At 71.6% G+C, this 24,723-nt stretch carries 24 protein-coding genes; 10 read left to right on the forward strand and 14 right to left on the reverse strand.

Features of this window, described 5'->3' with window-relative positions; genetic code table 11:
- Positions 1-219: 219 nt before the first annotated feature.
- From OG700_RS16200 to OG700_RS16220, 5 genes are read right to left on the reverse strand one after another with little or no spacing between them, the layout of a single operon-like run.
- Positions 220-1,017, reverse strand: a complete 798-nt coding sequence (locus OG700_RS16200; RefSeq protein WP_405614114.1) for a type III pantothenate kinase — start codon at positions 1,015-1,017, stop codon at positions 220-222.
- The gene (gene nadC / locus OG700_RS16205) at positions 1,017-2,039 is read right to left on the reverse strand and encodes a carboxylating nicotinate-nucleotide diphosphorylase (RefSeq protein ID WP_405614116.1); all 1,023 of its coding nucleotides are present in this window, start codon (positions 2,037-2,039) and stop codon (positions 1,017-1,019) included. Before nadC ends, OG700_RS16200 begins: the two co-directional genes overlap by 1 nt.
- Positions 2,036-3,814, reverse strand: a complete 1,779-nt coding sequence (locus tag OG700_RS16210; protein ID WP_405614118.1) for an L-aspartate oxidase — start codon at positions 3,812-3,814, stop codon at positions 2,036-2,038. Before OG700_RS16210 ends, nadC begins: the two co-directional genes overlap by 4 nt.
- A complete protein-coding gene (gene panC / locus OG700_RS16215; protein ID WP_405614120.1) occupies positions 3,811-4,902 on the reverse strand; it encodes a pantoate--beta-alanine ligase in 1,092 nt (363 codons plus the stop codon). The genes OG700_RS16210 and panC overlap by 4 nt, the downstream gene beginning before the upstream one ends.
- Entirely contained in the window at positions 4,899-5,837 is a 939-nt protein-coding gene (locus tag OG700_RS16220) for a Rossmann-like and DUF2520 domain-containing protein (RefSeq protein WP_405614122.1), read from the reverse strand. Before OG700_RS16220 ends, panC begins: the two co-directional genes overlap by 4 nt.
- Positions 5,838-5,992: 155 nt before the next feature.
- On the opposite strand from OG700_RS16220, the gene OG700_RS16225 reads away from it, so the two are divergent.
- The gene (locus OG700_RS16225; protein WP_405614124.1) at positions 5,993-7,222 is read left to right on the forward strand and encodes a threonine aldolase family protein; all 1,230 of its coding nucleotides are present in this window, start codon (positions 5,993-5,995) and stop codon (positions 7,220-7,222) included.
- 54 nt (positions 7,223-7,276) lie between these two features.
- Positions 7,277-8,368, forward strand: coding sequence for a DUF5937 family protein (locus OG700_RS16230; RefSeq protein WP_405614126.1), 1,092 nt, complete (start codon positions 7,277-7,279; stop codon positions 8,366-8,368).
- A 21-nt stretch (positions 8,369-8,389) separates the two neighbouring features.
- Here the strand turns inward: OG700_RS16230 and OG700_RS16235 are convergent, their stop codons facing one another.
- From OG700_RS16235 to OG700_RS16245, 3 genes are all read right to left on the reverse strand, one after another.
- A complete protein-coding gene (locus OG700_RS16235; protein WP_405614127.1) occupies positions 8,390-8,992 on the reverse strand; it encodes an AAA family ATPase in 603 nt (200 codons plus the stop codon).
- Positions 8,992-9,669: a response regulator gene (locus OG700_RS16240; RefSeq protein WP_405614129.1), complete on the reverse strand. Its 678-nt coding sequence runs from the start codon at positions 9,667-9,669 to the stop codon at positions 8,992-8,994. The genes OG700_RS16235 and OG700_RS16240 overlap by 1 nt, the downstream gene beginning before the upstream one ends.
- A 176-nt stretch (positions 9,670-9,845) precedes the next feature.
- Complete coding sequence (locus tag OG700_RS16245; RefSeq protein ID WP_405614131.1) at positions 9,846-11,048, reverse strand: sensor histidine kinase; 1,203 nt, start codon at positions 11,046-11,048, stop codon at positions 9,846-9,848.
- A 174-nt stretch (positions 11,049-11,222) separates the two neighbouring features.
- Between OG700_RS16245 and OG700_RS16250 the strand changes: the two genes are divergently transcribed.
- Both OG700_RS16250 and OG700_RS16255 read left to right on the forward strand, forming a co-directional pair.
- Positions 11,223-12,206: an SAM-dependent methyltransferase gene (locus OG700_RS16250; protein WP_405621747.1), complete on the forward strand. Its 984-nt coding sequence runs from the start codon at positions 11,223-11,225 to the stop codon at positions 12,204-12,206.
- The gene (locus tag OG700_RS16255) at positions 12,203-13,354 is read left to right on the forward strand and encodes an NADH-quinone oxidoreductase subunit D (RefSeq protein ID WP_405614133.1); all 1,152 of its coding nucleotides are present in this window, start codon (positions 12,203-12,205) and stop codon (positions 13,352-13,354) included. The genes OG700_RS16250 and OG700_RS16255 overlap by 4 nt, the downstream gene beginning before the upstream one ends.
- Positions 13,355-13,386: 32 nt before the next feature.
- Here the strand turns inward: OG700_RS16255 and OG700_RS16260 are convergent, their stop codons facing one another.
- From OG700_RS16260 to OG700_RS16275, 4 genes are all read right to left on the reverse strand, one after another.
- Complete coding sequence (locus OG700_RS16260) at positions 13,387-14,568, reverse strand: hypothetical protein (protein WP_405614135.1); 1,182 nt, start codon at positions 14,566-14,568, stop codon at positions 13,387-13,389.
- A gap of 129 nt (positions 14,569-14,697) precedes the next feature.
- Positions 14,698-15,672: a glycine betaine ABC transporter substrate-binding protein gene (locus OG700_RS16265; RefSeq protein ID WP_405614137.1), complete on the reverse strand. Its 975-nt coding sequence runs from the start codon at positions 15,670-15,672 to the stop codon at positions 14,698-14,700.
- Between the two features lie 82 nt (positions 15,673-15,754).
- Positions 15,755-16,543 carry an ABC transporter permease gene (locus tag OG700_RS16270; protein ID WP_405614139.1) on the reverse strand — a complete coding sequence of 263 codons (789 nt, stop codon included), beginning with the start codon at positions 16,541-16,543 and terminating at the stop codon, positions 15,755-15,757.
- A 3-nt stretch (positions 16,544-16,546) separates the two neighbouring features.
- Positions 16,547-17,287, reverse strand: coding sequence for an ABC transporter permease (locus OG700_RS16275; protein ID WP_405614141.1), 741 nt, complete (start codon positions 17,285-17,287; stop codon positions 16,547-16,549).
- A 143-nt stretch (positions 17,288-17,430) separates the two neighbouring features.
- Between OG700_RS16275 and OG700_RS16280 the strand changes: the two genes are divergently transcribed.
- The 6 genes from OG700_RS16280 to OG700_RS16305 all read left to right on the forward strand — a co-directional run bounded on the left by OG700_RS16280 (position 17,431) and on the right by OG700_RS16305 (position 21,727).
- Positions 17,431-18,603, forward strand: a complete 1,173-nt coding sequence (locus OG700_RS16280; RefSeq protein ID WP_405614144.1) for an ABC transporter ATP-binding protein — start codon at positions 17,431-17,433, stop codon at positions 18,601-18,603.
- A gap of 52 nt (positions 18,604-18,655) precedes the next feature.
- Positions 18,656-19,522 (forward strand): dihydropteroate synthase, encoded by an 867-nt coding sequence (folP, locus tag OG700_RS16285; protein WP_405614146.1) that lies wholly within the window; start codon positions 18,656-18,658, stop codon positions 19,520-19,522.
- A 5-nt stretch (positions 19,523-19,527) separates the two neighbouring features.
- Positions 19,528-19,986, forward strand: coding sequence for a nuclear transport factor 2 family protein (locus tag OG700_RS16290; protein ID WP_405621749.1), 459 nt, complete (start codon positions 19,528-19,530; stop codon positions 19,984-19,986).
- Positions 19,987-20,196: 210 nt separating this feature from the next.
- Entirely contained in the window at positions 20,197-20,556 is a 360-nt protein-coding gene (folB, locus tag OG700_RS16295; protein ID WP_239064983.1) for a dihydroneopterin aldolase, read from the forward strand.
- Positions 20,553-21,149 (forward strand): 2-amino-4-hydroxy-6-hydroxymethyldihydropteridine diphosphokinase, encoded by a 597-nt coding sequence (folK, locus tag OG700_RS16300; RefSeq protein WP_405614148.1) that lies wholly within the window; start codon positions 20,553-20,555, stop codon positions 21,147-21,149. Before folB ends, folK begins: the two co-directional genes overlap by 4 nt.
- A 92-nt stretch (positions 21,150-21,241) precedes the next feature.
- Complete coding sequence (locus OG700_RS16305; protein WP_405614150.1) at positions 21,242-21,727, forward strand: DUF3180 domain-containing protein; 486 nt, start codon at positions 21,242-21,244, stop codon at positions 21,725-21,727.
- Positions 21,728-21,794: 67 nt separating this feature from the next.
- Here the strand turns inward: OG700_RS16305 and folE are convergent, their stop codons facing one another.
- Both folE and ftsH read right to left on the reverse strand, forming a co-directional pair.
- Positions 21,795-22,400, reverse strand: a complete 606-nt coding sequence (gene folE / locus OG700_RS16310; RefSeq protein ID WP_405614152.1) for a GTP cyclohydrolase I FolE — start codon at positions 22,398-22,400, stop codon at positions 21,795-21,797.
- 111 nt (positions 22,401-22,511) lie between these two features.
- Complete coding sequence (gene ftsH, locus OG700_RS16315) at positions 22,512-24,539, reverse strand: ATP-dependent zinc metalloprotease FtsH (RefSeq protein ID WP_405614154.1); 2,028 nt, start codon at positions 24,537-24,539, stop codon at positions 22,512-22,514.
- Positions 24,540-24,723 lie beyond the last annotated feature (184 nt).

Genomic DNA, 24,723 nt, shown 5'->3' on the forward strand with positions numbered 1-24,723 from the left:
ATCCGTAGGGCGTGGGCATGGGGTGACGATACTCACGAATCGCACAAAATCGTCTAAACACGACAGCTGCGGCGCGGCGGGATCCGCCGCGGATCCGTCGGCAGCGGCCGCGGTACCGGGCGCCGCCGGACGGCCCCTTTCCGGGCCGTCCGGCGATCGGGGGCCGGGTGCTGGGGGCCGGGGCCTGCCGGTCGGGCACGGGCCTGTCCGACCCGGCGCCTACATGCGCGACACGTTCCGCTCGTACACCAGCCGCAGCCCGATCAGCGTCAGCCACGGCTCGTGCTCGTCGATCACCGACGACTCGCCGAGGATGATCGGCGCCAGACCGCCCGTCGCGATCACCGTCACCTCGCCCGGGTCGTCGGCCAGCTCGCGCGCCATCCGTGTCACGACCCCGTCGACCTGGCCGGCGAAGCCGTACACGATGCCCGACTGCATCGCCTCGACCGTGTTCTTGCCGATGACGCTGCGCGGTCGCGCCAGCTCGATCTTGCGCAGCTGGGCGCCCTTGATGCCGAGCGCCTCGACGGAGATCTCGATGCCGGGCGCGATGACCCCGCCCGTGTACTCCCCGCGCGCGCTGACCGCGTCGAACGTCGTGGCCGTGCCGAAGTCCACGACGACCGCGGGGCCGCCGTACAGCTCGACGGCGGCGACCGAGTTGATGATCCGGTCGGCGCCGACCTCCTTGGGGTTGTCCACCAGGATCGGGACGCCGGTCTTGATGCCGGGTTCGACCAGGACGGCGGGCACGTCCCCGTAGTAGCGGCGGGTCACCTCGCGCAGTTCGTGCAGGACGGAGGGGACCGTGGAGCAGATCGCGATGCCCTCGATGCCGTCGCCCAGCTCGTCGCCGAGCAGCGGATGCATCCCCATCAGCCCCTGAAGGAGGACGGCCAGTTCGTCGGCCGTACGACGCGCGTCGGTGGACACGCGCCAGTGCTCGACGATCTCCTCGCCGTCGAACAGGCCGAGGACGGTGTGGGTGTTGCCGACGTCGATGGTGAGCAGCATCAGACACCCGCCGCACGCAGGTCGAGGCCGATGTCGAGGATCGGGGCGGAGTGCGTGAGGGCGCCGACGGCCAGGTAGTCGACGCCGGTCTCCGCGTACGCGCGGGCGTTCCGAAGGACCAGCGTGCCGGACGATTCCAGCAGGGCCCGGCCGGCCACGAGAGCGACGGCCTCCGCGGTCTCGGCCGGGGTGAAGTTGTCCAGCAGGATCAGGTCGGCGCCCGCGTCGAGCACCTCGCGGACCTGCTGGAGCGTGTCGGTCTCCACCTCGATCGCCAGGTCGGGGAACTGGTCCCGGACTGCCTTGAACGCCTCCGCGACCCCGCCGGCCGCCACCACGTGGTTGTCCTTGACGAGCGCGGCGTCGGAGAGCGACATCCGGTGGTTGACGCCGCCGCCGCAGCGCACCGCGTACTTCTCCAGGGCGCGCAGACCGGGCGTCGTCTTGCGGGTGTCGCGGACCTTCGCGCCGGTGCCTTCGAGCGCGTCGGCCCACGCACGCGTGGCGGTCGCGATGCCGGAGAGCCGGCACAGGAGGTTGAGCGCGCTGCGCTCGCCGGTGAGCAGGTCGCGGGTGCGGGTGGTGACGCTGAGGAGCTTCTGACCGGCCTCGACGCGGTCGCCGTCCTCGACGTGCCGCTCGACCTCGAAGTCCTCCGTACAGACGAGGGAGAGGACGGCCTCGGCGACGCGCAGTCCGGCGACCGTGCCGCCTCGGCGGGCCGTGAAGTCGCCGGTGGCGACGGCGTCGGCGGGGACGGTCGCGACGCTCGTCACGTCCACGCCGTGGTCGAGATCCTCACCGATGGCGACGTGGGCGATGTCCTCGACCTGGACCGGGTCGAGTCCGGCGTCGGCCAGCAGCGCGGCGAGCGCGGGGTCGAGACCGCACTCCACGGAGTCCTCGCCGTCGGAACAGCCGCAGCCGTCGCCGCAGCCCCCGGCGGCCGGGGCCGGCGCGCCGATCTGGATGAGCGGTACGTCCACGGCCTCTGGGCGCGGACTGTCTTCGGGCGTGCTCACGGTGACGGCTCCCTGGGGGCGGGGGGATCTACGGGCTGTACGGCGGGAAATGCGGAGGTGTCGGTGCGGCTCAGCTCCAGGGTGCGGCCCGTACCGAGGCGTACGACGAGGTGACGGCGCCAGTCGGCGTCGTCGCGCTCGGGGAAGTCGTCGCGCCAGTGGCAGCCTCGGGTCTCCTCGCGGGCCAGGGCGGCGGCCACGAGGACACGGGCGACGCACAGGAGGTTGGAGGTCTCCCACGACTCGACGCCCGGCTGAGCGGGTTTGCCGGGGTCCGCGGGGCGCAGGGCGTCCTGATACACGGCCTCCAGGGCTTCGGCGGCCACGCCCAGGCTCGCGGCGGACCTGAGGACCCCCGCGCCCTCGGACATGATCCGCTGGATCGTAAGGCGTGCCTCGGGCGCGATGAGCGGCAGGAGGGTGCTCTCGCGGGCGCGGGTCGTGGCCTTTCGTACGGCGGGCGGCACGGGGCGGGGGGCCGCCGCGACGGTGGCGACGGTGGCGATGTCGGCCGCGATGCGCTCGGCGAACACCAGTCCCTCCAGGAGGGAGTTGGAGGCCAGCCGGTTCGCGCCGTGCACGCCCGTGCAGGCCACCTCGCCGCACGCGTACAGGCCCGGCACGGTCGTCCGGCCGCGCAGGTCCGTCACGACGCCGCCGGACGCGTAGTGCGCGGCGGGCGCGACCGGGATCGGTTCGGTGACCGGGTCGATGCCGTGCGACCGGCAGGCGGCCAGGATCGTGGGGAAGCGGGTCGCCCACATCCGGGCGCCGAAGTGCCTGGCGTCCAGATACATGTGTTCGGCGCCCTGCTCCAGCATGCGGCGCGTAATGCCCTTGGCGACGATGTCGCGGGGTGCCAGCTCGGCCAGTTCGTGCTGGTCGAGCATGAAGCGGACCCCGTCGGCGTCCACGAGATGCGCGCCCTCGCCCCGTACCGCCTCGGACACCAGCGGCTGCTGGCCCTCGGATCCGGCGCCGAGGAAGAGCACCGTCGGGTGGAACTGCACGAATTCGAGGTCGGAGACCTCCGCGCCGGCGCGCAGCGCGAGGGCCACGCCGTCGCCGGTCGAGACGGCGGGGTTGGTCGTCGCCGAGAAGACCTGGCCCATGCCGCCGGTGGCCAGGACGACGGCGGACGCGCGGACGGCCCCGACGCCGTCGTGCTGGCCCTCGCCCATCACATGGAGGGTGACGCCGGAGGTGTTGCCCTGCTCATCCGTAAGGAGGTCGAGGACCAGCGCGTTCTCGACCGTACGCAGGGAGGCGTCGCGCACCGCGTCCACCAGGGCGCGGGAGACCTCCGCGCCGGTCGCGTCGCCCCCCGCGTGGGCGATACGGCGGCGGTGATGGCCGCCCTCGCGCGTCAGCTGGAGATCACCCGCCTCCGACGTGTCGAACCGCGCGCCGGTCCCGATCAGGCGGCGTACGGCGTCGGGCCCATCGGTGACCAGGGTGCGTACGGCCTCCTCGTCGCAGAGGCCCACGCCCGCGACGAGGGTGTCGCTCAGGTGCTGCTCGGGGGTGTCGCCCTCGCCGAGGGCGGCGGCGATGCCGCCCTGTGCCCAGCGGGTGGAGCCGTCGTCGAGGCGGGCCTTGGTGACGACGACCGTCCTGAGCCCCGCCACCGTGCAGCGCAGCGCCGTGGTGAGTCCGGCGACGCCGGAGCCGACCACGACCACGTCGGCGTCGATGGACCAGCCGGGCACGGGCGCGGTGAGCTGGATGCCGGCCGGCAGGCCGGGCCCCGGCTCCCGTATGGACTCGGCGGTCACTGGGAGGCTCCGAACGTCAGGGGGATGTTGTCGATCAGCCGCGTCCGGCCGACCCGCGCGGCCACCGCGAGGACGGCCTCGCCGGTGTGGTCGTCGGGGACCTCGGTGAAGTCGGCCGGGTCCACGAGGGCCAGGTAGTCGAGCGTGAAGGACGGGCTGTCCCGGACCGCCTGGTCGAGGACGACGCGGGCCGCCGACCGTACGGCGTGCGCGCCCCAGCCCCGCGCCTGCGGCGTACGGGAGGCGGCGTGCGCCACCGCGTGGGCGTCGGCGGCGGCACGGGCCTCGCCGAGCGCGGAGAGGGCGGCGGCACGGGCGTCGGACGTGGGCGCGGACTCCGCGCGGGCGCCCAGCGCGTGCTGGGCGCCGAGACGGTCCCGCGCGGCGAAGAGCGCGCGGGAGAGCGCGAGCGCCGTGCGGCGCTCGGTGGCGGAGAGGAAGCGGTTGCGGCTGGAGAGCGCGAGGCCGTCGTCCTCCCGGACCGTCGGCACGCCGACGATCTCGACCGGGAAGTTCAGATCGCGGGCCATCCGCCGGATCAGCGCGAGCTGCTGGGCGTCCTTCTGTCCGTAGAAGGCGACGTCGGGACGGGTGAGGTGCAGCAGTTTCGCGACGACGGTGAGCATGCCGTCGAAGTGTCCGGGCCGCGCGGCGCCTTCGAGGCGCTCCCCCATGGGGCCGGCGGAGATCCGTACCTGGGGCGTGCCGCCCGGGTACACCTCCTCGGCGGACGGTGCGAACACGGCGTCGGCGCCCGCCGCCTCGGCCGTCTTCAGGTCCGATTCGAGGGTCCGGGGGTAGCGGTCGAGGTCTTCGCCCGCGCCGAACTGGAGCGGGTTGACGAAGACGGTGACGACGACGGAGCCGGCCGGGCCGACGTGCGCGCGGGCGGCGCGCACGAGCGCGGCGTGGCCGTCGTGGAGGGCGCCCATCGTCATGACGACGGCGGTACGGGCGGCCGTTACGGGCTCGGGTCCGTCCGGCCCGGGGCCGTCCGGTGCCTGCTGTCGGACGGCCGCCCGCGCGTCGCGGTGCCGGGCCGGCAACCGGTCCAGCTCCGCACGTGTGGAGGCCAGTTCGAGGCTCATCGGCCGCTCCCCCGCTGGTGGTCGCCTTCGGCGAGGACGTCCAGCAGCTCCTCGGCCGGTCCCGGCTTGAGCATGCCGTGGGCGAGCGCCCGGTCGGCCGTCGTCCGGGCCATCGCCAGATAGCCCGGCACGGCGGCGGGCGCGTGCTCGCGCAGCTCGGCGACGTGTGCGGCGACGGTGCCCGCGTCGCCGCGCGCCACGGGTCCGGTGAGCGCGGCGTCGCCGGAGCGCAGCGCGTTGTCGAGGGCCGCGCCGAGGAGCGGGCCGAGCATCCTGTCGGGAGCCTCGACCCCCGCCTTGCTCAGCAGCTCCATCGACTGGGCGACCAGTGTGACCAGGTGGTTCGCACCGAGCGCCAGGGCCGCGTGGTAGAGCGGGCGGGCGTCCTCCTCGATCCACTCGGGCTCGCCGCCCATCTCGATGACCAACGCCTCGGCGGCGAGCCGCAGTTCCTCGGGGGCCGTGACCCCGAAGGAGCAGCCGGCCAGCCGCTGGACGTCCACGGAGGTGCCCGTGAACGTCATCGCGGGGTGCAGCGCGAGCGGCAGCGCGCCCGCGTGCAGGGCGGGCGCCAGCACCTTCGTGCCGTACCGCCCCGAGGTGTGGACCAGCAGCTGCCCCGGGCGTACGGCTCCGGTCTCGGCGAGCCCTTCGACCAGGGCGGGCAGCGCGTCGTCCGGGACGGTCAGCAGCACCAGTTCGGCGCGGGCGAGCACTTCGGCGGGCGTCACGAGGGGCACGTCGGGGAGCAGGACGGCCGCCCTCCGCTTGGAGGCGTCGGAGACACCCGACGCGGCGACCGGGCGGTGGCCGGCGAACTGGAGAGCGGCGGCCAGCGCCGGCCCGACACGGCCGGAGCCGACGACTCCGACCGTGAGCCGGGCGGGCCTGTCCCGGGGGTCACGAGGATCGGTGGGAACTGCTGATGCGTTCACGCGGCGGGGCCTTCCGTTCCAGTCCGCGACGGGTACCGGACGATTTCTCGCCATGCTACGCCAGCGTTTCGTGGCATTCCCCGACTGTCCACAGGCTGTGGGCGGCCCCGGCGAAAGCACTGGGCCGGCCACCCGCCGTGGACGATGATCGCCCCATGGAAGACACGAGCGAACAGGACGAACGGCGACGGCGGCTGGCCGCCTGGCGGACCTCCGGACGGACCCTGTGGCGAAGTTCCGCCGACCGGCCCGTCGGTGAGCGGCTGGCCGCGCTGACGGACGACGCGTCGTCCGTCTACGACCTGGACGAATGGACGGACGTGTACGGCGGCGGGGTCGTCGCCGAACTGGAGGGCCGGGTCGCGGCCCTGCTCGGCTTCCCGGCCGCCGCGTTCTTCCCGACCGGGACCATGGCGCAGCAGGTGGCGCTGCGGTGCTGGGCGGGGCGGACCGGGAACGCGACCGTGGCGCTGCATCCGCTGGCGCACCCGGAGGTGCACGAGGGTGGCGCCCTGTCCGTCGTCAGTGGCCTGCGTACGGTTCACCCGACGGCCGCGCCCCGGCTGCCGACGGCGGCGGAGATCCACGCCTCGGACGAGCCGTTCGGCACGCTGATGCTGGAACTGCCGCTGCGCGACGCGGGGTTCGTGCTGCCGACGTGGGACGAACTCGTCGCTGTGGTGGCGGCGGCCCGCGAGCGCGACGCGGTGGTGCACTTCGACGGCGCGCGGCTGTGGGAGTGCGTGACGCACTTCGGCCGGCCGCTGGAGGAGATCGCGGGGCTCGCGGACAGCGTGTACGTGTCCCTCTACAAGTCCCTGGACGGGATGTCCGGGGCGATGCTCGTGGGGCCTTCGGCGGTGGTCGAGGAAGCGCGGGTGTGGCGGCATCGGTACGGAGGGCAGCTTTTCCAGCAGTATCCGGCGGCGCTGTCCGCGCTGCTGGGGCTCGAACGGGAGCTGCCGAGGCTGCCCTCGTACGTGGCGCACGCACGCGTGGTCGCGGCGGCGCTGGCGGAGGGTTTCGCGGAAACGGAAACGGAAACGGTGCCGGGCGCGCGGGCGGAGCCGCCGGCGGCGCCCTGGTTCCGCGTACATCCCCGGCGACCGCACACGCACCAGTTCCAGGTCTGGCTTCCGTACGACGCGGGGGTGCTGAACGAGGCGGCGGTGCGGCAGGCCGAGGAGAGTGGTGTGACGCTGTTCCGCCGCTGGTTCGAGTCGGGCGCGGGTCCGCCGGGGGTGGCGATGACGGAGGTGACGGTGGGGTCGGCCGGGCTGGAGTGGACGGCGGACGATGTCCGGCTAGCCGTACGGGAATTCATGGCGCGCGTGAAGTCGGAGAACGGGCGCGTCGGCGGGCGCGACGCCGCGCCCGCCGATTGACCGGTGCCGTCAATCGTCCGCCGCGTTGTCAGTGGGGGCGTGCAGCATAGAGGCATGAGCGTGACCATCGACATCACCGGGCTGCCCCACGAGCGAATCGTCTTCGGACCGTCCCCGCTCGCGGAGCTGGGTGCCGCCCTGCACGCGCTGTCCGAGCCCGGCCACCACGCCAGGCTCCACGGCTGGGTCACGTCCACGTCCGCCGGTCTGAAACCCGAGCTGGCCGACCGGCTGCACGAGGCGGATTTCCTGTGGCGCTCCACCCGCTCCGACATCCTGCTGCCCGCCCGTCCCCGCGAGACGCTGGCCGAGGAGCTGGACGACCTCGACACGATGCCGGACGAGCAGTACGTGGCGGCGGCGCTGGAGATCTCCTGCGCCAGTCAGTACGCCACGGGCACGCCGTCCCCGCTGGTGGACGCCGGGACGCGGCGGCGCGTGCTGGACCTGGCGGCGGCGCGCGGGCCGCGCCAGTCCGCGTTCATCCGGCGCATGCTGTCCGACCCGCCCGCCGTCCGGGCGTGGATACGGCGGCTCCTGGAGGACTGCGACGAGGCGTTCTTCGCCGACACCTGGCGGCGCGTCCGGGTCCAACTGGCCGCCGACGCCCGGCACAAGACCGAGCTGCTGCGCCGCAAGGGCCTCGCGGAGGCCGTCGCCGGCGTCTCGTCCGCCGTGAGCCTTCAGGAGACGGGGCCGGTCACCGCCGTCGTCGTGGACAAGCTCACTTCGGGCCGCACGAGCGCCGCCGGATCGGGCCTGACCTTCCTGCCGACCGCCTTCGGCTGGCCGCATCTGCTCGCGCTGCACGCGCCCGGCTGGCAGCCCGTCGTGCAGTACCCGGTGGACAGCCCGGAGCCGTCGGGCGGCGCGCCCTCAGTAGAGGTGGTCAAGCTGCGGATGGAGGCGGTCGCGCACCCCATGCGGATGAGGCTCTGCCGCAGTCTCGCGCGGGGCTCGTACACGACGGGCGAGCTGGCCGACACGTACGGGATCACGGCACCGGAGGTGTCCCGGCATCTGTCCGTGATGCGCAAGGCCGGGCTGCTGACGACCCGCCGCCGGGGACGCTATGTGCTGCATCAGCTGGACGTGACGATCGTGGCCCGGCTCGGCAGCGACTTCCTGGAGGGCGTGCTGCGCTGACGCCCGGTTCCGGATGCGGCCTCAGCCGAGGCGGATGTGCTTGACACCGGTCCAGGTGCGCCGCAGCCGGTGGCGGAGCGCGCTGTCGGTGTTCGGCGTAAGCCGCAGCCCGGCCGACGCGGCGACGGTGTCGGCGACCTGGGGGACCGATACTTCGTCGGTACGGATGTGCTCGCCGAACTCCGGCCGGGACAGCCTCTCCAGACAGTGGTCCAGCTTGGCGACGGCGAAACTCTCCCACTTGAGCCCCCGCCCGAGTCCGCGTTCGGCGAGCCTCTTGAGTACGGTCTCCCGCTCGGCGAGCAGCGCGAAGTGGCGTACGTCGTGCCCCTCTTCGCGCAGCCGGCCGACGATCTCCTTGAAGTAGCCGTCGTCGACGAGCGTCATGGGGGCGACCACCGTGCCGTCGTGCTTCCGCAGGGTCAGGTCGAGCACGTCGTGCACCCCTTGCCGCCAGACGGGCAGATCCTGGAAGTCGCCGCGCAGTCCGGCGGGCGTCATGCGGTGCAGCCCGAACCCGACATGCTCGGGGTCGCAGACGACGCTGCCCGGCAGCCGCCGCGCGATCTCGTGTGCGGTCTGCGTCTTCCCGCCGCCGAAGGGTCCATTGATCCAGAGCAGCATCAGTGGGCTCCGCCCCCGGCGCGTACCAGCCCCGACTCGTAGGCGAGCACCACGACCTGCACCCGGTCGCGCAGTCCGAGCTTGGTGAGGATGCGGCCGACATGCGTCTTCACGGTCGCCTCGGAGAGCACCAGCCGGGCGGCGATCTCGCCGTTCGACAGGCCCTGGGCGACCAGCAGCATGACTTCGCGCTCGCGGCCGGTCAGCCGCTCCAGGGCGCCGCTGGCCGCGCTGTCCTGCCGGGCGCTCGGCAGCATGGCCGAGAAGCGGTCGAGCAGCCGCCGTGTCGTGGACGGCGCGACGACCGCGTCACCGCTGTGCACGGCGCGGATCGCGGTCAGCAGTTCGGACGGCGGCACATCCTTGAGCATGAAGCCGCTGGCGCCCGCCTTGAGCCCCGAGAAGGCGTACTCGTCGAGGTCGAACGTGGTCAGGATGAGCACCTTGGGCGGGTCGGGCTCCGCGCAGATGCGGCGGGTCGCCTCCACACCGTCCAGCCGTGGCATGCGGACGTCCATCAGGACGACGTCCACGGCGGTACCGCGCAGATTCTCGATCGCCTCCGCTCCGTCGCCCGCCTCGGCGACGACCTCCATGTCCGGCTGGGCGGCCAGCACCATGCGAAAGCCGGTGCGCAACAGCATCTGGTCGTCGACGAGCATCACGCGGATCGACATCGGCGGGTTCCATCTCCTTCGGCGGGGCGGTCGGTCGGTGGGGCGGACGGTGCAGGGCGGTCGGTCGGTGGGACGGGCGGTCTAGGGCGGTCGGTCGGTGGGACGGGCGGTCCAGGGCGGTCGGTCGGTGGGACGGGCGGTCGCGGAAGAGCGGGCGGCGTGACGGCGGTCGTGGCTCAGTGCGCGGGCTTCAGCGGAAGCAGCGCGCTGATCCGGAAGCCGCCCCCCGGTCGCGGGCCCGCGTCGAGCGTGCCACCGACCATGCCGACGCGCTCGCGCATCCCGATGAGACCGTGTCCCCGGCCGTCCGCGCCACCGTCCACGTACAGCTCGTGGCCCGCGCCGCGCCCGTCGTCCTCGACGAGGAGTCCGAGCCCGTCGTCGAAGTAGACCAGACGGACGCTGGCTCCCACATCGGGACCGCCGTGTTTGCGGCTGTTCGTCAGGGCCTCCTGCACGATCCGGTACGCGGTGAGTTCCACCCCGCTCGGCAGCGACCGGGGGGTGCCCTCGACCTTGAAGTCCACGGTGAGCCCCGCCGACCGCACCTGTTCGACCAGGTCCTCTATCTGCTGGACGTCGGGCTGCGGCACGTACTCGCCGCTCTCCTTGACGTCCCCGGTCCGCAGCACACCGAGCAGCCGACGCATCTCCGCCAGCGCCTGCCGGCCGGTGACCGAGATGGTCTCCAGGGCCTGTCGGGCCTGCTCGGGCGCGGTGTCCAGGACATAGGCGGCGCCGTCGGCCTGGACGACCATCACGGACACGTTGTGCGCGACGACGTCGTGCAGTTCGCGGGCGATCCGGGCGCGCTCGGCGGCGACGGCCACCTTGGCCTGCGCCTCGCGCTCCTTCTCCAGCCGGGTGGCGCGCTCCTCCAACTGGGCGAAGTAGGCGCGGCGGGTACGGATGGAGTCGCCGAGCACCCAGGCGAGCAGGAAGGGCACGGTGAGCACGACGGTGAGAAAGATCTGCCCGCCGATGCCCGCCTCGGTGGTGGGCCAGCGCAGCGTCGCCAGCGGCGCCGCGGCCAGTCCGCCGATCAGCCCCAGCCGGGAGGCCCAACGAGGGCCGCCGCGGGCGGCGACCGTGTAGATGAGCGCCAGCATGGCGAAGTCGGCCGGATTGACGCTGACGTCGGTCAGCAGCTGGACCACGCCCAGGACGGCCGTGAGCAGCAGCATCTTGTCCGGGGCACGTCGGCGCAGCGCCACGGTCAGCGACAGCAGCAGAACGACGACGAGGGCCACGACGGTCGGCTCGGCGCGGATGTCCCTCTGCGCCCCCACCCACAGCACGGAACACCCGAAGAGCACCACAGCCCAGAAGCTGTCGACGCCCGTCGGGTGTCTGCGGAGAAAATCATAGAGACGCTGCACGTAACCCAGCGTAGGGAAGCCGGAAAGGCAGAAGGGTCAACCGGAGGGCCGATCCGGTCGGTCGGCGCGTACTCCCCAAGGTGGAGACTTGGGCCTGTGACGGATGAGACGTGTAAGTGCGACGAGCCCCACGGGGCTCCGCGCGGCGTGGAGCCGCGTGGGTGGGCCGCGGCCATGGAGGACGCGCTGTACGGCCCGGAGGGCTTCTACCGGCGCCCTGAGGGTCCTGCGGGGCACTTCCGTACCTCCGTGCACGCCTCCCCGCTCTTCGCGTCGGCCGTCGCGCGGCTGCTGGTGGCGACCGCCGAGGCGCTGGACACCGACGAGGTCGCGCTGGTCGACGTCGGGGCGGGGCGCGGGGAGCTGTTGACGGGGGTCCTGGCCGCCGTACCGGACGGGCTGGCCGTAAGGCCGTACGCCGTCGAACGGGCCGCGCGCCCGCCGGGACTGGATCCGCGCGTCGAGTGGACCGACCGGCCGCCGGCCGGTGTGCGCGGGCTGCTGTTCGCCAACGAGTGGCTGGACAACGTGCCGGTGGACGTCGCCGAGACCGGGCCCGACGGGACGGTGCGCCACGTCCTCGTCGGCCCCGACGGGACGGAGCGCCCGGGCGCCCGGGTCGACGGCGCGGACGCCGCGTGGCTGACCCGTTGGTGGCCGATGGCCGAGCCGGGCGCGCGGGCGGAGATCGGCCGCACCCGTGACGAGGCGTGGGCCGCCGCCGTGGCGACGCTGGACCGGGGGCTGGCGGTGGCCGTCGACTACGCGCATGTACGGGGCGACCGGCCGCTGTTCGGGACGCTGACCGGGTTCCGGGACGGCCGCGAGGTGCGCCCGGTGCCGGACGGGAGCTGCGACATCACCGCCCATGTCGCGCTGGACGCGTGCGCGGCGGCGGGCGATGCGGCAGCCGCAGACGACGGGGGCGGGAGGGGCGATTCGGGGGCCTTCGTACTGAGTCAGCGCGAGGCGCTGCACCGCCTCGGTGTCAGCGGTGAGCGCCCGCCGCTCTCCCTCGCCACGACTGACCCCGCCTCCTACATAAGCGCGCTCGCCACCGCCGGCCAGGCCGCCGAACTGACCGCCCGTGGCGGCCTCGGGGACTTCGGCTGGCTGATGCGGCCCGTCGGTACGGCTCTGAGAGACTGGGCCCCATGACGGAGACCACCCGTACGACGGTCGGCATCGGCGGCGCGGCCGAGAGCACGGACATGGTGCTCAACATCGGGCCCCAGCACCCTTCCACGCACGGTGTGCTCCGACTGCGTCTGGTACTGGACGGCGAGGTGATTCGGTCCGCCGAGCCGGTCATCGGCTACATGCACCGCGGCGCCGAGAAGCTGTTCGAGGCGCGCGACTACCGCCAGATCATCATGCTCGCCAACCGCCACGACTGGCTGTCGGCGTTCTCCAACGAGCTGGGTGTGGTGATGGCCGTCGAGCGCATGCTCGGCATGGAGGTGCCGCAGCGCGCCGTCTGGACCCGCACACTGCTCGCCGAGCTGAACCGGATGCTAAACCATCTGATGTTCCTCGGCTCCTACCCCCTCGAACTGGGCGGCATCACCCCGGTGTTCCACGCCTTCCGGGAGCGCGAGGAGCTTCAGGCCGTCATGGAGGAGATCTCCGGCGGCCGGATGCACTTCATGTTCAACCGGGTCGGCGGTCTCAAGGAGGATCTGCCCGCGGGCTGGCAGGCCCGCGCCAGGCACGCGGTCGCCGAGGTCCGTTCGCGGATGGACGTGTACGACAAGCTGGTCCTCGGCAACGAGATCTTCCGGGGCCGGACCCGGGGCGTGGGCGTCCTCTCGGCGAAGGCCGTGCACGCGTACGGGGTTTCGGGGCCGATCGCGCGGGCCTCGGGCGTCGACTTCGACCTGCGCCGCGACGAGCCGTATCTCGCCTACGGCGACCTCCAGGACACGCTCAAGGTCGTCACCCGCGAGGACGGCGACTGCCTGGCCCGCTTCGAGTGCCTGCTGGGCCAGACCCACAACTCGCTCGACCTCGCGGACGCGTGCCTGGACCGCATCGCCGACCTGGAGCCCGGTCCGATCAACCAGCGGCTTCCCAAGGTCCTCAAGGCGCCCGAGGGCCACACGTACGCCTGGACCGAGAACCCGCTCGGCATCAACGGCTACTACCTGGTGTCGAAGGGCGAGAAGACTCCGTACCGGCTGAAGCTGCGCTCCGCGTCCTTCAACAACATCCAGGCCCTGACCGAGCTGCTGCCGGGCACGCTGGTCGCGGACATGGTGGCGATCCTCGGATCGCTCTTCTTCGTCGTCGGCGACATCGACAAGTAGCGCGGCCCGGCGGGACTCTGAAGACGCGGTGCCTAGGAACCGATCGCGCTGCGCAGTTGCCCCAGCGGCAGCGGCTCCGTCTCGTCGTGCTCGGTCAGGTCGATGACCTGGCCCACCGCCCGGTCCTCGGCCTTGCGCTGGACGGCCAGAACCTCCTCGCCGACCACATCGGCGAGATCCTCGCGCTGCGCCCGCTCCAGTTGTGCCGGCTCCGGCCGTCCGGCCCCGGTGTCCACGGCCGCCGGGTCGGCGGGGCCGTCCTGTGTCGCGTCGGCGGGCGGTTCGATCGCCGCCGGGCCGCCCTTCTGCGTACCGAAGAAGTCGAAACCTCCCTCGGGACCCCGTTGCAGCCGGTGCCGCCGGTTGTACGGGACGATCGCCGACGCGCCCGGGTGGGGGCGGGTGGCGGGCAGGGACGCCGTCGGCCGGGCCTTCAGCGGAAGCCTGGACGAGGGGCTCGTGTGCTCGGCGGCTGCCGCCGCTTCCGCCGCCTGCCGCGTCCTGGCTTCCTTCTCCCGCTCGGCCTTCTCGGCGCGGGCCTTCTCCTCGGCTGCCACGGCCTGCTTCGCCCACTCCGCCGCCGCCTCGGCCTCGCGGGTCGCGCGTTCCGCCAGTTCGATCCGGCGGGCCTCTTCGAGGATCCGTTCGGTGTGCTGCGCCACGCCGTTGCGGGTCAGGTCCGCCAGGGCCTGCGCGGCGCGGAAGTACACCGCCGCGCTGGGCGTACTGCCCGCGCGGGGCAGCGCCTTGGGCTCCTGGGCCGCTTCGATGGCGAGCCGGCGCCGGCCCTCCAGCGCGCTGGCCCGCGCGGTCTCCGCCGTGGCGTACCGGCGCAGGAGCGCGGCGTGCTCACCGCGCAGCTTCGCGAGTTCGACCCGCTTGGCGCGCAATTTGCTGTCGAGCCTGGTGCGAATCTCGCGCGATTCGTCGATATCGGCTTCGAGTTCGGCTATTCGCTCCTCGGCCTTCCACTCCTCGCTCGCCTGCGCGCGCAACAGCTCCGCCACCCGCCGGCCCGCCGCCGAGTCCCAACTGCGCATGAGATAGGCGCCGGTGGCGGCGGCGGCCGCGGTGACAGCCACCAGGCCGCGGAGCGCCACGGGTTCCGCGAGGAGCCAGGCACCCGCGGCGCACAGAGCGGCAGCCCCGGCCACGGCCGACGGCGGCAGAATCCTGTGGAGGGGCGGGGAATGGCGATGGCGTCCACGTGGCATGGCCCAAAATTTACCGCGCGTGGGCGGGGAATGGGGGTCGGCCGGACAATCTTTCCCCGTCCGTTGCCGACTCCACTCCCATCCCTCGACTTCCCAACGCCAGTTCCCGCTTGTTCCCTCTGCTTCCGGCTACTTGCCGATCAGGCCTTTGGACTCCAGATACTCCTTGGCGACATCCGCGGGCTTCGCGCGCTCCGCGTCGACCTTCAGGTTGAGCTTCGCGAGATCCTCTGTCGTGAGGGCGTCGGTGAGCTTGCCGAGAAGGTCCGCGATCTCCTTGGAACCGGCGTCCTTGGCATTGACCACCGGAAGTACGTTGTCCGCGTTCTGGAGCTTCTTGTCGTCCTCCAGGACCACCAGACCGAAGCTGTCGAGCGTGCCGTCGGTGGTGGTGGTGAGCACCAGTTGGTCCTTGCCGTCCTTCACCGCCTGCTTGGCCTGCGGAGTGCCGACACCCTGCGGGTCGATGCCGGTGACGTCGATCCCGTACGTCTCCTTGAGACCGGGCGCGCAGAACGGCCGTACCTCGCACTCGTCACCCGCGGCGATCTTCACCTTGAGCTTCGAAGCACCCAGATCCGAAAGGGTCTTGAGCTTGTTCTTCTCGGCGTACTCCTTGGTGACGGCGAAGGCGTTCTGGTCGACCGCCTTGCCGGCGGGGAGCACCTTCAGCCCGCGCGGCTCGGCCAGCTTCTCCAGGGCGGCGACCGTGGCGGCCGGGTCGCTGGAGGCGAGCGGGGTCTCCACGGCCTTGTCCGCGCCGTTCACCTTGGCGTTGAGGAATTCGGTGAGCGTCGCCGCGTACTCCGGGACGACGTCGATCTCGCCCTTCTCCAGGGACGGCTCGTACAGCTCGCGGTTCTTCACCGTGGTGACGGAGGCGTCGTATCCGCCGTCACCGAGGAGCTGCGCGTAGAGCTCGGCGAGCACCTTGGACTCGGTGAAGGCGGCGGCGCCGACGACGAGGGAGCCCTTCTTGTCGGAGCCCGAGCCCTTGTCGGAGCCGCTGTCCGATTCCAGGCTGTCGCCGCCGCACGCGGCGAGCGACCCGGTCAGGGCGACAACGCCAAGTACCGCACCCGCCATGCGTGAGGTCTTGCTCATGAGAGTTCACCATTCGTCGAGGCCCACAGGGAGGCCGAGAAAGTTCGGTCGTCACACGGTCGTCGTGTCACTCGGGTCGTCGTCACACGGTCTTGGTCACCCGGTCACCCGCGTCTCGTGGGAACACGCCGTCGGTACGGAGGCCGTCGTCCGGAGCACCGTCCGGGGCACCGCCCCGCTTGCCGGGCACCCGTGCCCGGTTGGCGCCGATGGCGGGTGACGGATCGAGCACCCGGTCCACCGCCACGAGCACGCCCTCGACCAGCAGCGCGAGCAGCGCCACCAGGAGCGCGCCGGCGACCACCTGCGGGGTGTCGTACGTGTTGAAGCCGGCGGTGATGATCCGCCCGAGGCCGCCCTGCCCCACCATCGCCGCGATCGTGGCCGTGGCGACCACCTGCACGGACGCCGACCGCAGGCCGGTCATCACCATCGGGTACGCGAGGGGCAGCTCGACCCGGACGAAGAGCTGGCGCCCCGACATCCCCATGCCCCGGGCGGCTTCGAGCACCGCGCGGTCCACCTCCCGCATGCCCACATAGGCGTTGGTCAGCAGCGGCGGCACGGCGAAGAGCACCAGCGCGACGATCGTCGGCACATAACCGGCGTTGCGCAGCGGGGAGAGCATGAACAGGGCGAGCACGGCGAAGACCGGGATCGCCCGCCCCACGTTGGAGATGTTGACGGCGAGCGCGCCGCCCTTGCCGATGTGCCCGAGGTAGAAGGCCGTCGGCAGGGCGATCGCACAGGCGAGCGCGAGCGCGACCCCGCTGACGTACACGTGCTCGCCGAGCCTGGCCAGCGCCCCGCCCTCACCGGACCAGTTGGAGCCGGTGATCAACCAGGTCCACGCGTCTCCCAGCACACCCATGGGTCAGCCCCCCACCTTCGCCGGGCGCGGGCCGGCCCGGCCCGTGCCCGCCGGGCGTGACGCGCGGCCCTTGCCCGTACCGATCCGCGTCCAGGGCGTGAGCAGCCGCTGGACTCCGAGGAGCAGCAGGTCGGCGGTGACCGCCAGCAGCACACACAGCACGGAGGCGGCGAGCACCTGCGCCTTGAAGAGGCTCGGCAGCGCGTCCTCGATGAGATTGCCGAGCCCGCCGCGCCCCACGATCGAGCCGACGGTCGTCAGCGCGATCGTCGAGACCGTCGCGATCCGGACACCCGCCATCAGCGCGGGCAGCGCGAGCGGCAGCTCGACCTCCCAGAGCAGCCGCCCGGAGCCGTACCCCATCCCTCGGGCGGCCTCCTTGGCTTCGGCCGGGACGGAGTCGAGGCCCGCCATGATGTTCCTCACGAGGATCGTCAGGGAGTACAGCACCAGGCCGGTGACCACCAGCGCGGACGACAGCCCGAAGAACGGCAGCAGCAGCGAGAACATCGCCAGCGACGGGATTGTGTAGAGCAGTGTCGTCAGTCCGAGCACGGGACCGGCGAAAGCCGGTTTGCCGCGGGCGAGCAGCGCGAGCGGAAAGGCGACAAGCAGCCCGATGAGGACCGAGACGACGGTGATCCAGATGTGCTGGACCGTCGCATCGATCAACTCCTGGCTACGGGAGCGCAGATACTCTCCGCAGATCCATTCGTTCGCCGCCAGGCAGCTTTGAGCGCTCATCCACCCCCGCCTCCCCTATCTCCCCGAACGTATGTCTGGTGTCTTTGTCTCGGCGACCCTATCCCCGACCACCGACAATCGCGGAAGGCCGCCACATTCCAGCAACATTGCCTTCACACAAGACGCGTCACAATGGGGAAATCATGATCCGATTCGAGCACGTCACCAAGCGGTACCCGGACGGCACCACGGCCGTCGACGACCTCAGCCTGGAGGTCGCGGCGGGCGAGCTGGTCACGCTCGTCGGACCGTCCGGCTGCGGCAAGACCACCACCATGAAGATGGTGAACCGGTTGATCGAACCAACCGAAGGCCGGATTTTCATGGACGGGGACGATATATCGACCATCGACCCCGTCCAGCTCCGGCGCCGGATCGGCTATGTGATCCAGCAGGTCGGCCTGTTCCCCCACAAGACGATCCTGGAGAACACGGCGACCGTCCCCCATCTCCTGGGCTGGCAGCGCGGCAAGGGCCGGGCGCGCGCCGCCGAACTCCTCGACCTGGTCGGCCTCGACCCGTCCGTCTACGGCGACCGCTACCCCGAACAGCTCTCCGGCGGACAGCGACAGCGCGTCGGCGTGGCACGGGCGCTCGCCGCCGACCCGCCCGTCCTGCTGATGGACGAGCCCTTCGGCGCGGTCGACCCCGTCGTCCGCGAGCATCTTCAGAACGAGTTCCTGAAGCTCCAGGCCGCCGTCAACAAGACCGTGCTCTTCGTCACGCACGACATCGAGGAGGCGGTCCGGCTCGGCGACCGGATCGCCGTCTACGGACAGGGCACCATCGAGCAGTTCGACGCCCCCGCCGCCGTGCTGGGCACCCCCGCCACGCCGTACGTCGCCGACTTCGTCGGCGCGGACCGCGGCCTCAAGCGGCTCTCGGTCACCCCGATCGAGGAGGGCGACCTGGAGCAGCCGCCCGTCCTGCATCTCGACGACCCGCTGCGGGCCGCGGCGGCGAAGCTTTCCAAGGAGGGCGCGCGCTGGGCGGTCGTCCTGGACGCCGCGGACAATCTGCACGGCTGGATCTCCACCGAGCAGACCGGCTCCTCGGGCACCGTCCGGGAGCACGCCCGCCGGATGGAGGCCTGGCTGCCCGTCGGCGCCTCGCTCAAGCAGGCGTTCTCCACGATGCTCCAGCACGACGCCGGCTGGATCGCCGTCATCGACAAGGAGGAGACGGGCCGCTTCCTCGGCGTGCTGACCCCGGCCCGGCTGCACGAGGCGCTGCGCCGCTCGATCGACGCGGACGCGCACGCGATCCCCCGCACCGAGGTCGAACTTCAGACCGTCGCCCAGATCACCGCGTCCTGACCGCGCCCCTGGGCCGGGCGGGACTTTCGCAACACGGCCTAGGGTGGGACGTATGAGTACGTTGCGCCCGCAGGGCGGAAGGGGCACGGTCGACGGCCTGCCGCGGTGGGACCGCTGCGCGGTCATGGGGGTCGTCAACGTGACGCCCGATTCCTTCTCCGACGGCGGTCGCTGGTTCGACACCACCGCCGCCGTCAAACGCGGCCTCGACCTGGTCACCGAGGGCGCCGACCTGGTGGACGTCGGCGGCGAGTCGACCCGCCCCGGCGCCTCGCGGGTCGACGAGGACGAGGAGCTGCGGCGCGTGGTGCCCGTCGTGCGGGGCCTGGCCTCGGAGGGCGTCACGGTGTCCGTGGACACCATGCGGGCCTCCGTCGCCGAACGGTCGGTGGCCGCCGGCGCGGTGCTGGTCAACGACGTCAGCGGCGGCCTCGCGGACCCGGCCATGGTGCCCGCCGTCGCCGCCGCGGGCGTGCCTTTCGTCGTGATGCACTGGCGCGGTTTCAGCCAGGGCATGAACAACCGCGCCGTCTACTCGGACGTCGTCGCCGAGGTGGTGGCCGAACTCCGCGAGCGCATGGAGGCGGTGATCGCCGGCGGCATCGCCCCCGAGCGTCTGGTGGTCGACCCCGGCCTCGGCTTCGCCAAGGACGCCGAGCACGATCTCGCGCTGCTGGCCCACCAGGCGGACCTGCGGGCGCTGGGCAGGCCCCTGCTGGTCGCCGCGTCCCGCAAGCGGTTCCTGGGCCGTGTGCTGGCCGGTGAGGGCGCCCCGCCGCCCGCACGCGAGCGGGACGCCGCCACCGCCGCCGTCTCGGCGATCGCCGCGCACGAGGGCGCCTGGGCGGTCCGGGTGCACGAGGTACGCGCGACGGCCGACGCCGTCCGCGTGGCACGCGCCGTCGAGGGAGCCCGGTGAAGCGCCTGCCGAGCGGGACCGACCGGGAACAGGTCGACGCCCTCAACACGGCCTTCTACGAAGCCATGGAGCGCGGCGACCTCGACGAACTGTCCGAGCTCTGGCTGGACGGCGACAGCCCCGGTGTGAGCTGCGTCCACCCGGGCTGGCCGGTGCTCTCGGGCCGCGGCGAGGTGCTGCGCTCGTACGCGCTGATCATGGCCAACACCGAGTACATCCAGTTCTTCCTTACGGATGTCGTGGTCTCCGTCGCGGGCGACACCGCTCTCGTGACCTGCACCGAGAACATCCTCAGCGGCGGACCGGCGGAGGAGAGCGGCGCGCTCGGCCCGCTCGTGGGCCAGCTGGTGGTCGCCACGAACGTGTTCCGCCGCACCTCCGACGGCTGGCGGGTCTGGTCCCACCACGGCTCGCCCGTTCTGGCCGAAACCGATGACGAGCGGGACGACGAAACTCCCGCGTGAGTGGGTAGACGACCTTACGAGGGCCGGTTCCGCCCCGCTGGCACTACCTGCGGTGCCAGTCGCCCGGAGCCCGCCGCGGGTCCCGTCCGCGGCGCCCGAGGCCCCACGGGCAGGCCCTGTCGGTGCCCGCGAGTAGATTCGACCGGGGACATCCGCCGTCCGCATACGGCATAGTGCCCCACTTGACCAACGACAGCAGGAGTGATTCGCGTGGACCGTCTCGCGCTGCGCGGCCTCAAGGCCCGTGGGCACCATGGCGTCTTCCCCCGGGAGCGCGAGGAGGGGCAGACCTTCATCGTGGATCTGGTGCTGAGCCTCGACACCCGCCCCGCGGCGGCCGGTGACGACCTGACGAGGACCGTCCATTACGGAATCGTGGCCGAGGAGGTCGTGGCCGTCGTGCGGGGCGAGCCGGTCGACCTGATCGAGACACTCGCCGAGCGCATCGCCGAGCAGTGCCTGAAGCACGACGGCGTCGAAGAGGTCGAGGTGACGCTGCACAAGCCGGACGCCCCGATCACGGTGCCCTTCGACGATGTGACCATCACCATCACCCGGAGCCGAGTATGAATCCCCAGAGCGACCCGACCGTCCAGCCGGTGCCGGCCTCGGTGGTGGCCCAGGTCGACGCGGCGGACGTCACCCTGTCCAACCCGAAGCGCGCCGTGATCAGCCTCGGCTCCAACCTCGGCAACCGGCTGGAGACCCTTCAGGGCGCCATCGACGCGCTGGAGGACACCCCGGGCCTGCGGGTCAAGGCGGTGTCCCCGGTGTACGAGACGGCGCCCTGGGGCGTCGAACCGGGCTCCCAGCCCACGTACTTCAACGCGGTCGTCGTGGTGAAGACCACACTGCCGCCCTCGTCCCTGCTGGAGCGCGCCCAGGCCGTCGAGGAGGCCTTCGACCGTGTCCGCGTGGAGCGCTGGGGGCCGCGCACGATCGACGTCGACATCGTGGCGTACGCGGACGTCGTCTCGGACGACCCGGCGCTCACCCTGCCCCACCCGCGCGCCCACCAGCGGGCCTTCGTGCTCGTGCCCTGGCACGACGTGGAGCCCGAAGCGCTGCTCGCCGGGCGGGGTACGGTCTCCGAACTGCTCGCCGTCGTCGAGCAGGGCGGCGTGGAACCACGCGCGGACCTGGAACTCCGCCTGCCCGACTAGTCGTTAGGTTCTGCGAACCGGTCGGTGAGTGGGTGCCGGGCGCGACGGTGATGTGTGTCAGTGACGAGTACGGGTGAAGGGCGGCTCTCGCGGTGAGGGAATTGCGGATCGGGGTGCTGTTCGGCCTCTTCGCCGTGGCCGGGGTGCTGTCGTGGGGCGGTACGCGCCTCTGGGACTCGCTCGGCACCCTGCCCAGCGTCCCCCTCGCCGCGCCCATCGTGCTCGCGGTGATCGCCGTCGTCCTCACGGCGACGGCGCTCTCGCTGCGGTCCCGGCTGCGCGCCCAGCGTGAGCGCCGGCCCGGCGCCAAGGGCGTGGAGCCGATGATGGCGGCCCGCGCCGTCGTTTTCGGCCACGCGAGCGCGCTGGTCGCGGCGCTCGTCGCCGGCATGTACGGCGGGACGGGCGTCTTCCTGCTCGGCTCCCTGGACATCCCCGCCCGGCGCGACCAGGCGTACTACGCGGGGTTCTCGGTGCTGGCCGGTATCGCGGTGATCGCGGCCGCGTTCTTCCTGGAGCGCGTCTGCAAGCTGCCGGACGGACCCGACGACGAGGGCCAGGGCACCGCCCGCGCCTGACCTGACCCGGACCGACCCGAGCCGGACCGACCCGAGCCGGATCAGGCGGTCACCCGATCCCGGTGGTTCAGCGCGCCATGATCAGGCTCATCGCCTCGTTACGGGTCGCCGGGTCGCGCAACTGCCCCCGTACCGCCGAGGTGATCGTCTTGGCGCCGGGCTTGCGCACCCCGCGCATGGACATGCACATGTGCTCGCACTCGACGACCACGATCACACCGCGCGGCTCCAAGATCTTCATCAGCGAGTCCGCGATCTGCGTGGTCATCCGCTCCTGGACCTGCGGCCTGCGGGCGAACACGTCCACGAGCCGCGCCAGCTTCGACAGCCCGGTGATCTTCCCGTCGGCCGACGGGATGTATCCGACGTGCGCGACACCGTGGAACGGCACCAGATGGTGCTCGCAGGAACTCTGCACCTCGATGTCCTTCACCAGGACCATCTCGTCGTGGCCGATGTCGAACGTCGTCGTCAGAACGTCCTCGGGCCGCTGCCACAGCCCCGCGAATATCTCCTTGTACGAGCGGGCCACCCGCCCCGGAGTCTCGCGCAGGCCCTCGCGATCCGGGTCCTCCCCGACCGCGATCAGAAGCTCACGTACGGCGTTCTCGGCCCGCTTCTCGTCGAACTCGCCGATCACACCCTCGCCGTCCAGCTTCACGGGGTTGGTCATCTGGGCCTCGTTCCTCTGCCGTTCCGTGCGCGGCAACAGGAATGCCGCGCCCCATCAGGCTAAGACCTGTGGGGCGCGGCATCTATTCCGGGCCTGGTGAGAGGCGTGCGATCAGCTCTCCGGACGGTCCTCCGGAACGGCCTCGGCCGCCGACTCGCCGGTCGTCAGACCGGGGATCGCGCCGTTGGTACCGGTCGCTCCGTTGGTGAGGGCCAGTTCCTTGGGCGAGAGCACCGGCGGACGCGTCGAAGGCGTACGCCGCGAGGAGCCGGTCCATGCCGGACGGGCCGGGCGCCGCACGATCGTCGAGAAGATCTCGGCGATCTGCTCCTTGTTGAGCGTCTCCTTCTCCAGCAGCGCGAGGACCAGGTTGTCGAGAACGTCCCTGTTCTCGACCAGGATCTCCCAGGCCTCGTTGTGCGCGGTCTCGATCAGCTTCTTGACTTCTTCGTCGACCAGCGCGGCGACCTCTTCCGAGTAGTCGCGCTGGTGGCCCATCTCACGTCCGACGAAGGGCTCCGAATTGTCACTGCCGAACTTGATCGCGCCGAGCCGCTCGGTCATGCCGTACTGCGTGACCATGGCGCGCGCCGTCGCCGACGCCTTCTCGATGTCGTTGGACGCGCCGGTGGTCGGGTCGTGGAAGACCAGCTCCTCCGCCGCGCGCCCGCCCATCATGTAGGCGAGCTGGTCGAGCATCTCGTTACGCGTGGTCGAGTACTTGTCCTCGTCGGGCAGGACCATGGTGTAACCCAGTGCCCGGCCGCGGGACAGAATCGTGATCTTGTGCACCGGGTCGGAGTTCGGAGACGCCGCGGCGACCAGGGCGTGGCCGCCCTCGTGATACGCGGTGATCTTCTTTTCCTTCTCGGACATGATCCGGGTCCGCTTCTGCGGGCCCGCCACGACTCTGTCGATCGCCTCGTCCAGGGCGTGGTTGTCGACGAGCTTCTTGTCGCCGCGCGCCGTCAGGAGCGCCGCTTCGTTCAGCACGTTCGCCAGGTCCGCGCCGGTGAAGCCGGGCGTACGACGGGCGACAGCGCCCAGATCGACGTCCGGGGCGACCGGCTTGCCCTTCTGGTGGACCTTCAGGATCTCCAGCCGGCCCAGCATGTCCGGGCGGTCGACCGCGATCTGGCGGTCGAAACGTCCCGGGCGCAGCAGCGCCGGGTCGAGGATGTCGGGCCGGTTCGTGGCGGCGATCAGGATGACCCCGCCCTTCACGTCGAAGCCGTCCATCTCGACGAGCAGCTGGTTGAGCGTCTGCTCGCGCTCGTCGTGCCCGCCGCCCATGCCCGCACCGCGGTGCCGGCCGACGGCGTCGATCTCGTCGACGAAGACGATCGCCGGAGCGTTCGCCTTGGCCTGCTCGAAGAGGTCACGCACTCGGGACGCACCGACGCCGACGAACATCTCGACGAAGTCGGAACCGGAGATCGAGTAGAACGGGACGCCGGCCTCACCGGCGACCGCGCGGGCGAGCAGCGTCTTGCCCGTACCGGGCGGGCCGTAGAGCAGCACACCCTTCGGGATCTTGGCGCCGACGGCCTGGAACTTCGCGGGCTCCTGGAGGAACTCCTTGATCTCGTGGAGCTCCTCGACCGCTTCGTCGGACCCCGCGACATCGGCGAACGTCGTCTTCGGGGTGTCCTTCGTAATGAGTTTGGCCTTGGACTTCCCGAACTGCATGACTCGGGAGCCGCCGCCCTGCATCTGATTCATCAGGAACAGGAAGACCACGACGATGAGGACGAAGGGCAGCAGGGAGAGCAGCACGGAGACGAACGGGCTCTGCTTGGAGGGCGAGACCGTGTAGCCCTGCTTGATGTCGCCGCTCTCGAACTTGCTCTGCAGCTTGCCGGCCAGATCGGCGCCCTGGGAGCCGATGTAGCTGGCCTGAACCTTGTTGCCGCCCTGGACCTTCTGGCCGTCCTTGAGGTCGATCTTGATGATCTGTTCGTCGCCGGTGGTCAGCTTGACCTGGTCGACCTGGTTCTTGTCGATCGCCTGGACGACCTCGCCGGTGTCCACCGTCTTGTAGCCGCCGGACGAGCCGACGACCTGCATCAACACGACCACGGCGAGGACGGCCAGCACGATCCACATGACCGGCCCACGGAAGTATCGCTTCACGTCCATCCATACGGAGCGAGAACGCCCCGTCCCTCCTGCCCGTAGGTAAATGCCGCTGTGAGAAAAGACTGTTCTTCGGACCGTACCCCAGCATTGTCACCCGCGACCGCACGGGACTGCCGGTAAACCGGTCTTCCCATGCTCCAACGGCGAGACGGGTGCGGGGGTTCCCGGCCCGGCCCGGCGCCCG

Source organism: Streptomyces sp. NBC_01508 (genome assembly GCF_045040315.1).
Taxonomy (GTDB): domain Bacteria; phylum Actinomycetota; class Actinomycetes; order Streptomycetales; family Streptomycetaceae; genus Streptomyces.

Coding starts and splice junctions, on each gene's coding strand:
- OG700_RS16275 (WP_405614141.1), bottom strand. CDS start 17,287: ATGAGCGCTCAAAGCTGCCTGGCGGCGAACGAATGGATCTGCGGAGAG.
- OG700_RS16230 (WP_405614126.1), top strand. CDS start 7,277: ATGAGCGTGACCATCGACATCACCGGGCTGCCCCACGAGCGAATCGTC.
- folK (WP_405614148.1), top strand. CDS start 20,553: ATGAATCCCCAGAGCGACCCGACCGTCCAGCCGGTGCCGGCCTCGGTG.
- folE (WP_405614152.1), bottom strand. CDS start 22,400: ATGACCAACCCCGTGAAGCTGGACGGCGAGGGTGTGATCGGCGAGTTC.
- OG700_RS16200 (WP_405614114.1), bottom strand. CDS start 1,017: ATGCTGCTCACCATCGACGTCGGCAACACCCACACCGTCCTCGGCCTG.
- OG700_RS16260 (WP_405614135.1), bottom strand. CDS start 14,568: ATGCCACGTGGACGCCATCGCCATTCCCCGCCCCTCCACAGGATTCTG.
- OG700_RS16235 (WP_405614127.1), bottom strand. CDS start 8,992: ATGCTGCTCTGGATCAATGGACCCTTCGGCGGCGGGAAGACGCAGACC.
- folP (WP_405614146.1), top strand. CDS start 18,656: ATGAGTACGTTGCGCCCGCAGGGCGGAAGGGGCACGGTCGACGGCCTG.
- OG700_RS16250 (WP_405621747.1), top strand. CDS start 11,223: ATGGAGGACGCGCTGTACGGCCCGGAGGGCTTCTACCGGCGCCCTGAG.
- OG700_RS16240 (WP_405614129.1), bottom strand. CDS start 9,669: ATGTCGATCCGCGTGATGCTCGTCGACGACCAGATGCTGTTGCGCACC.
- OG700_RS16280 (WP_405614144.1), top strand. CDS start 17,431: ATGATCCGATTCGAGCACGTCACCAAGCGGTACCCGGACGGCACCACG.
- ftsH (WP_405614154.1), bottom strand. CDS start 24,539: ATGGACGTGAAGCGATACTTCCGTGGGCCGGTCATGTGGATCGTGCTG.
- OG700_RS16225 (WP_405614124.1), top strand. CDS start 5,993: ATGGAAGACACGAGCGAACAGGACGAACGGCGACGGCGGCTGGCCGCC.
- OG700_RS16265 (WP_405614137.1), bottom strand. CDS start 15,672: ATGAGCAAGACCTCACGCATGGCGGGTGCGGTACTTGGCGTTGTCGCC.
- OG700_RS16270 (WP_405614139.1), bottom strand. CDS start 16,543: ATGGGTGTGCTGGGAGACGCGTGGACCTGGTTGATCACCGGCTCCAAC.
- OG700_RS16255 (WP_405614133.1), top strand. CDS start 12,203: ATGACGGAGACCACCCGTACGACGGTCGGCATCGGCGGCGCGGCCGAG.
- panC (WP_405614120.1), bottom strand. CDS start 4,902: ATGAGCCTCGAACTGGCCTCCACACGTGCGGAGCTGGACCGGTTGCCG.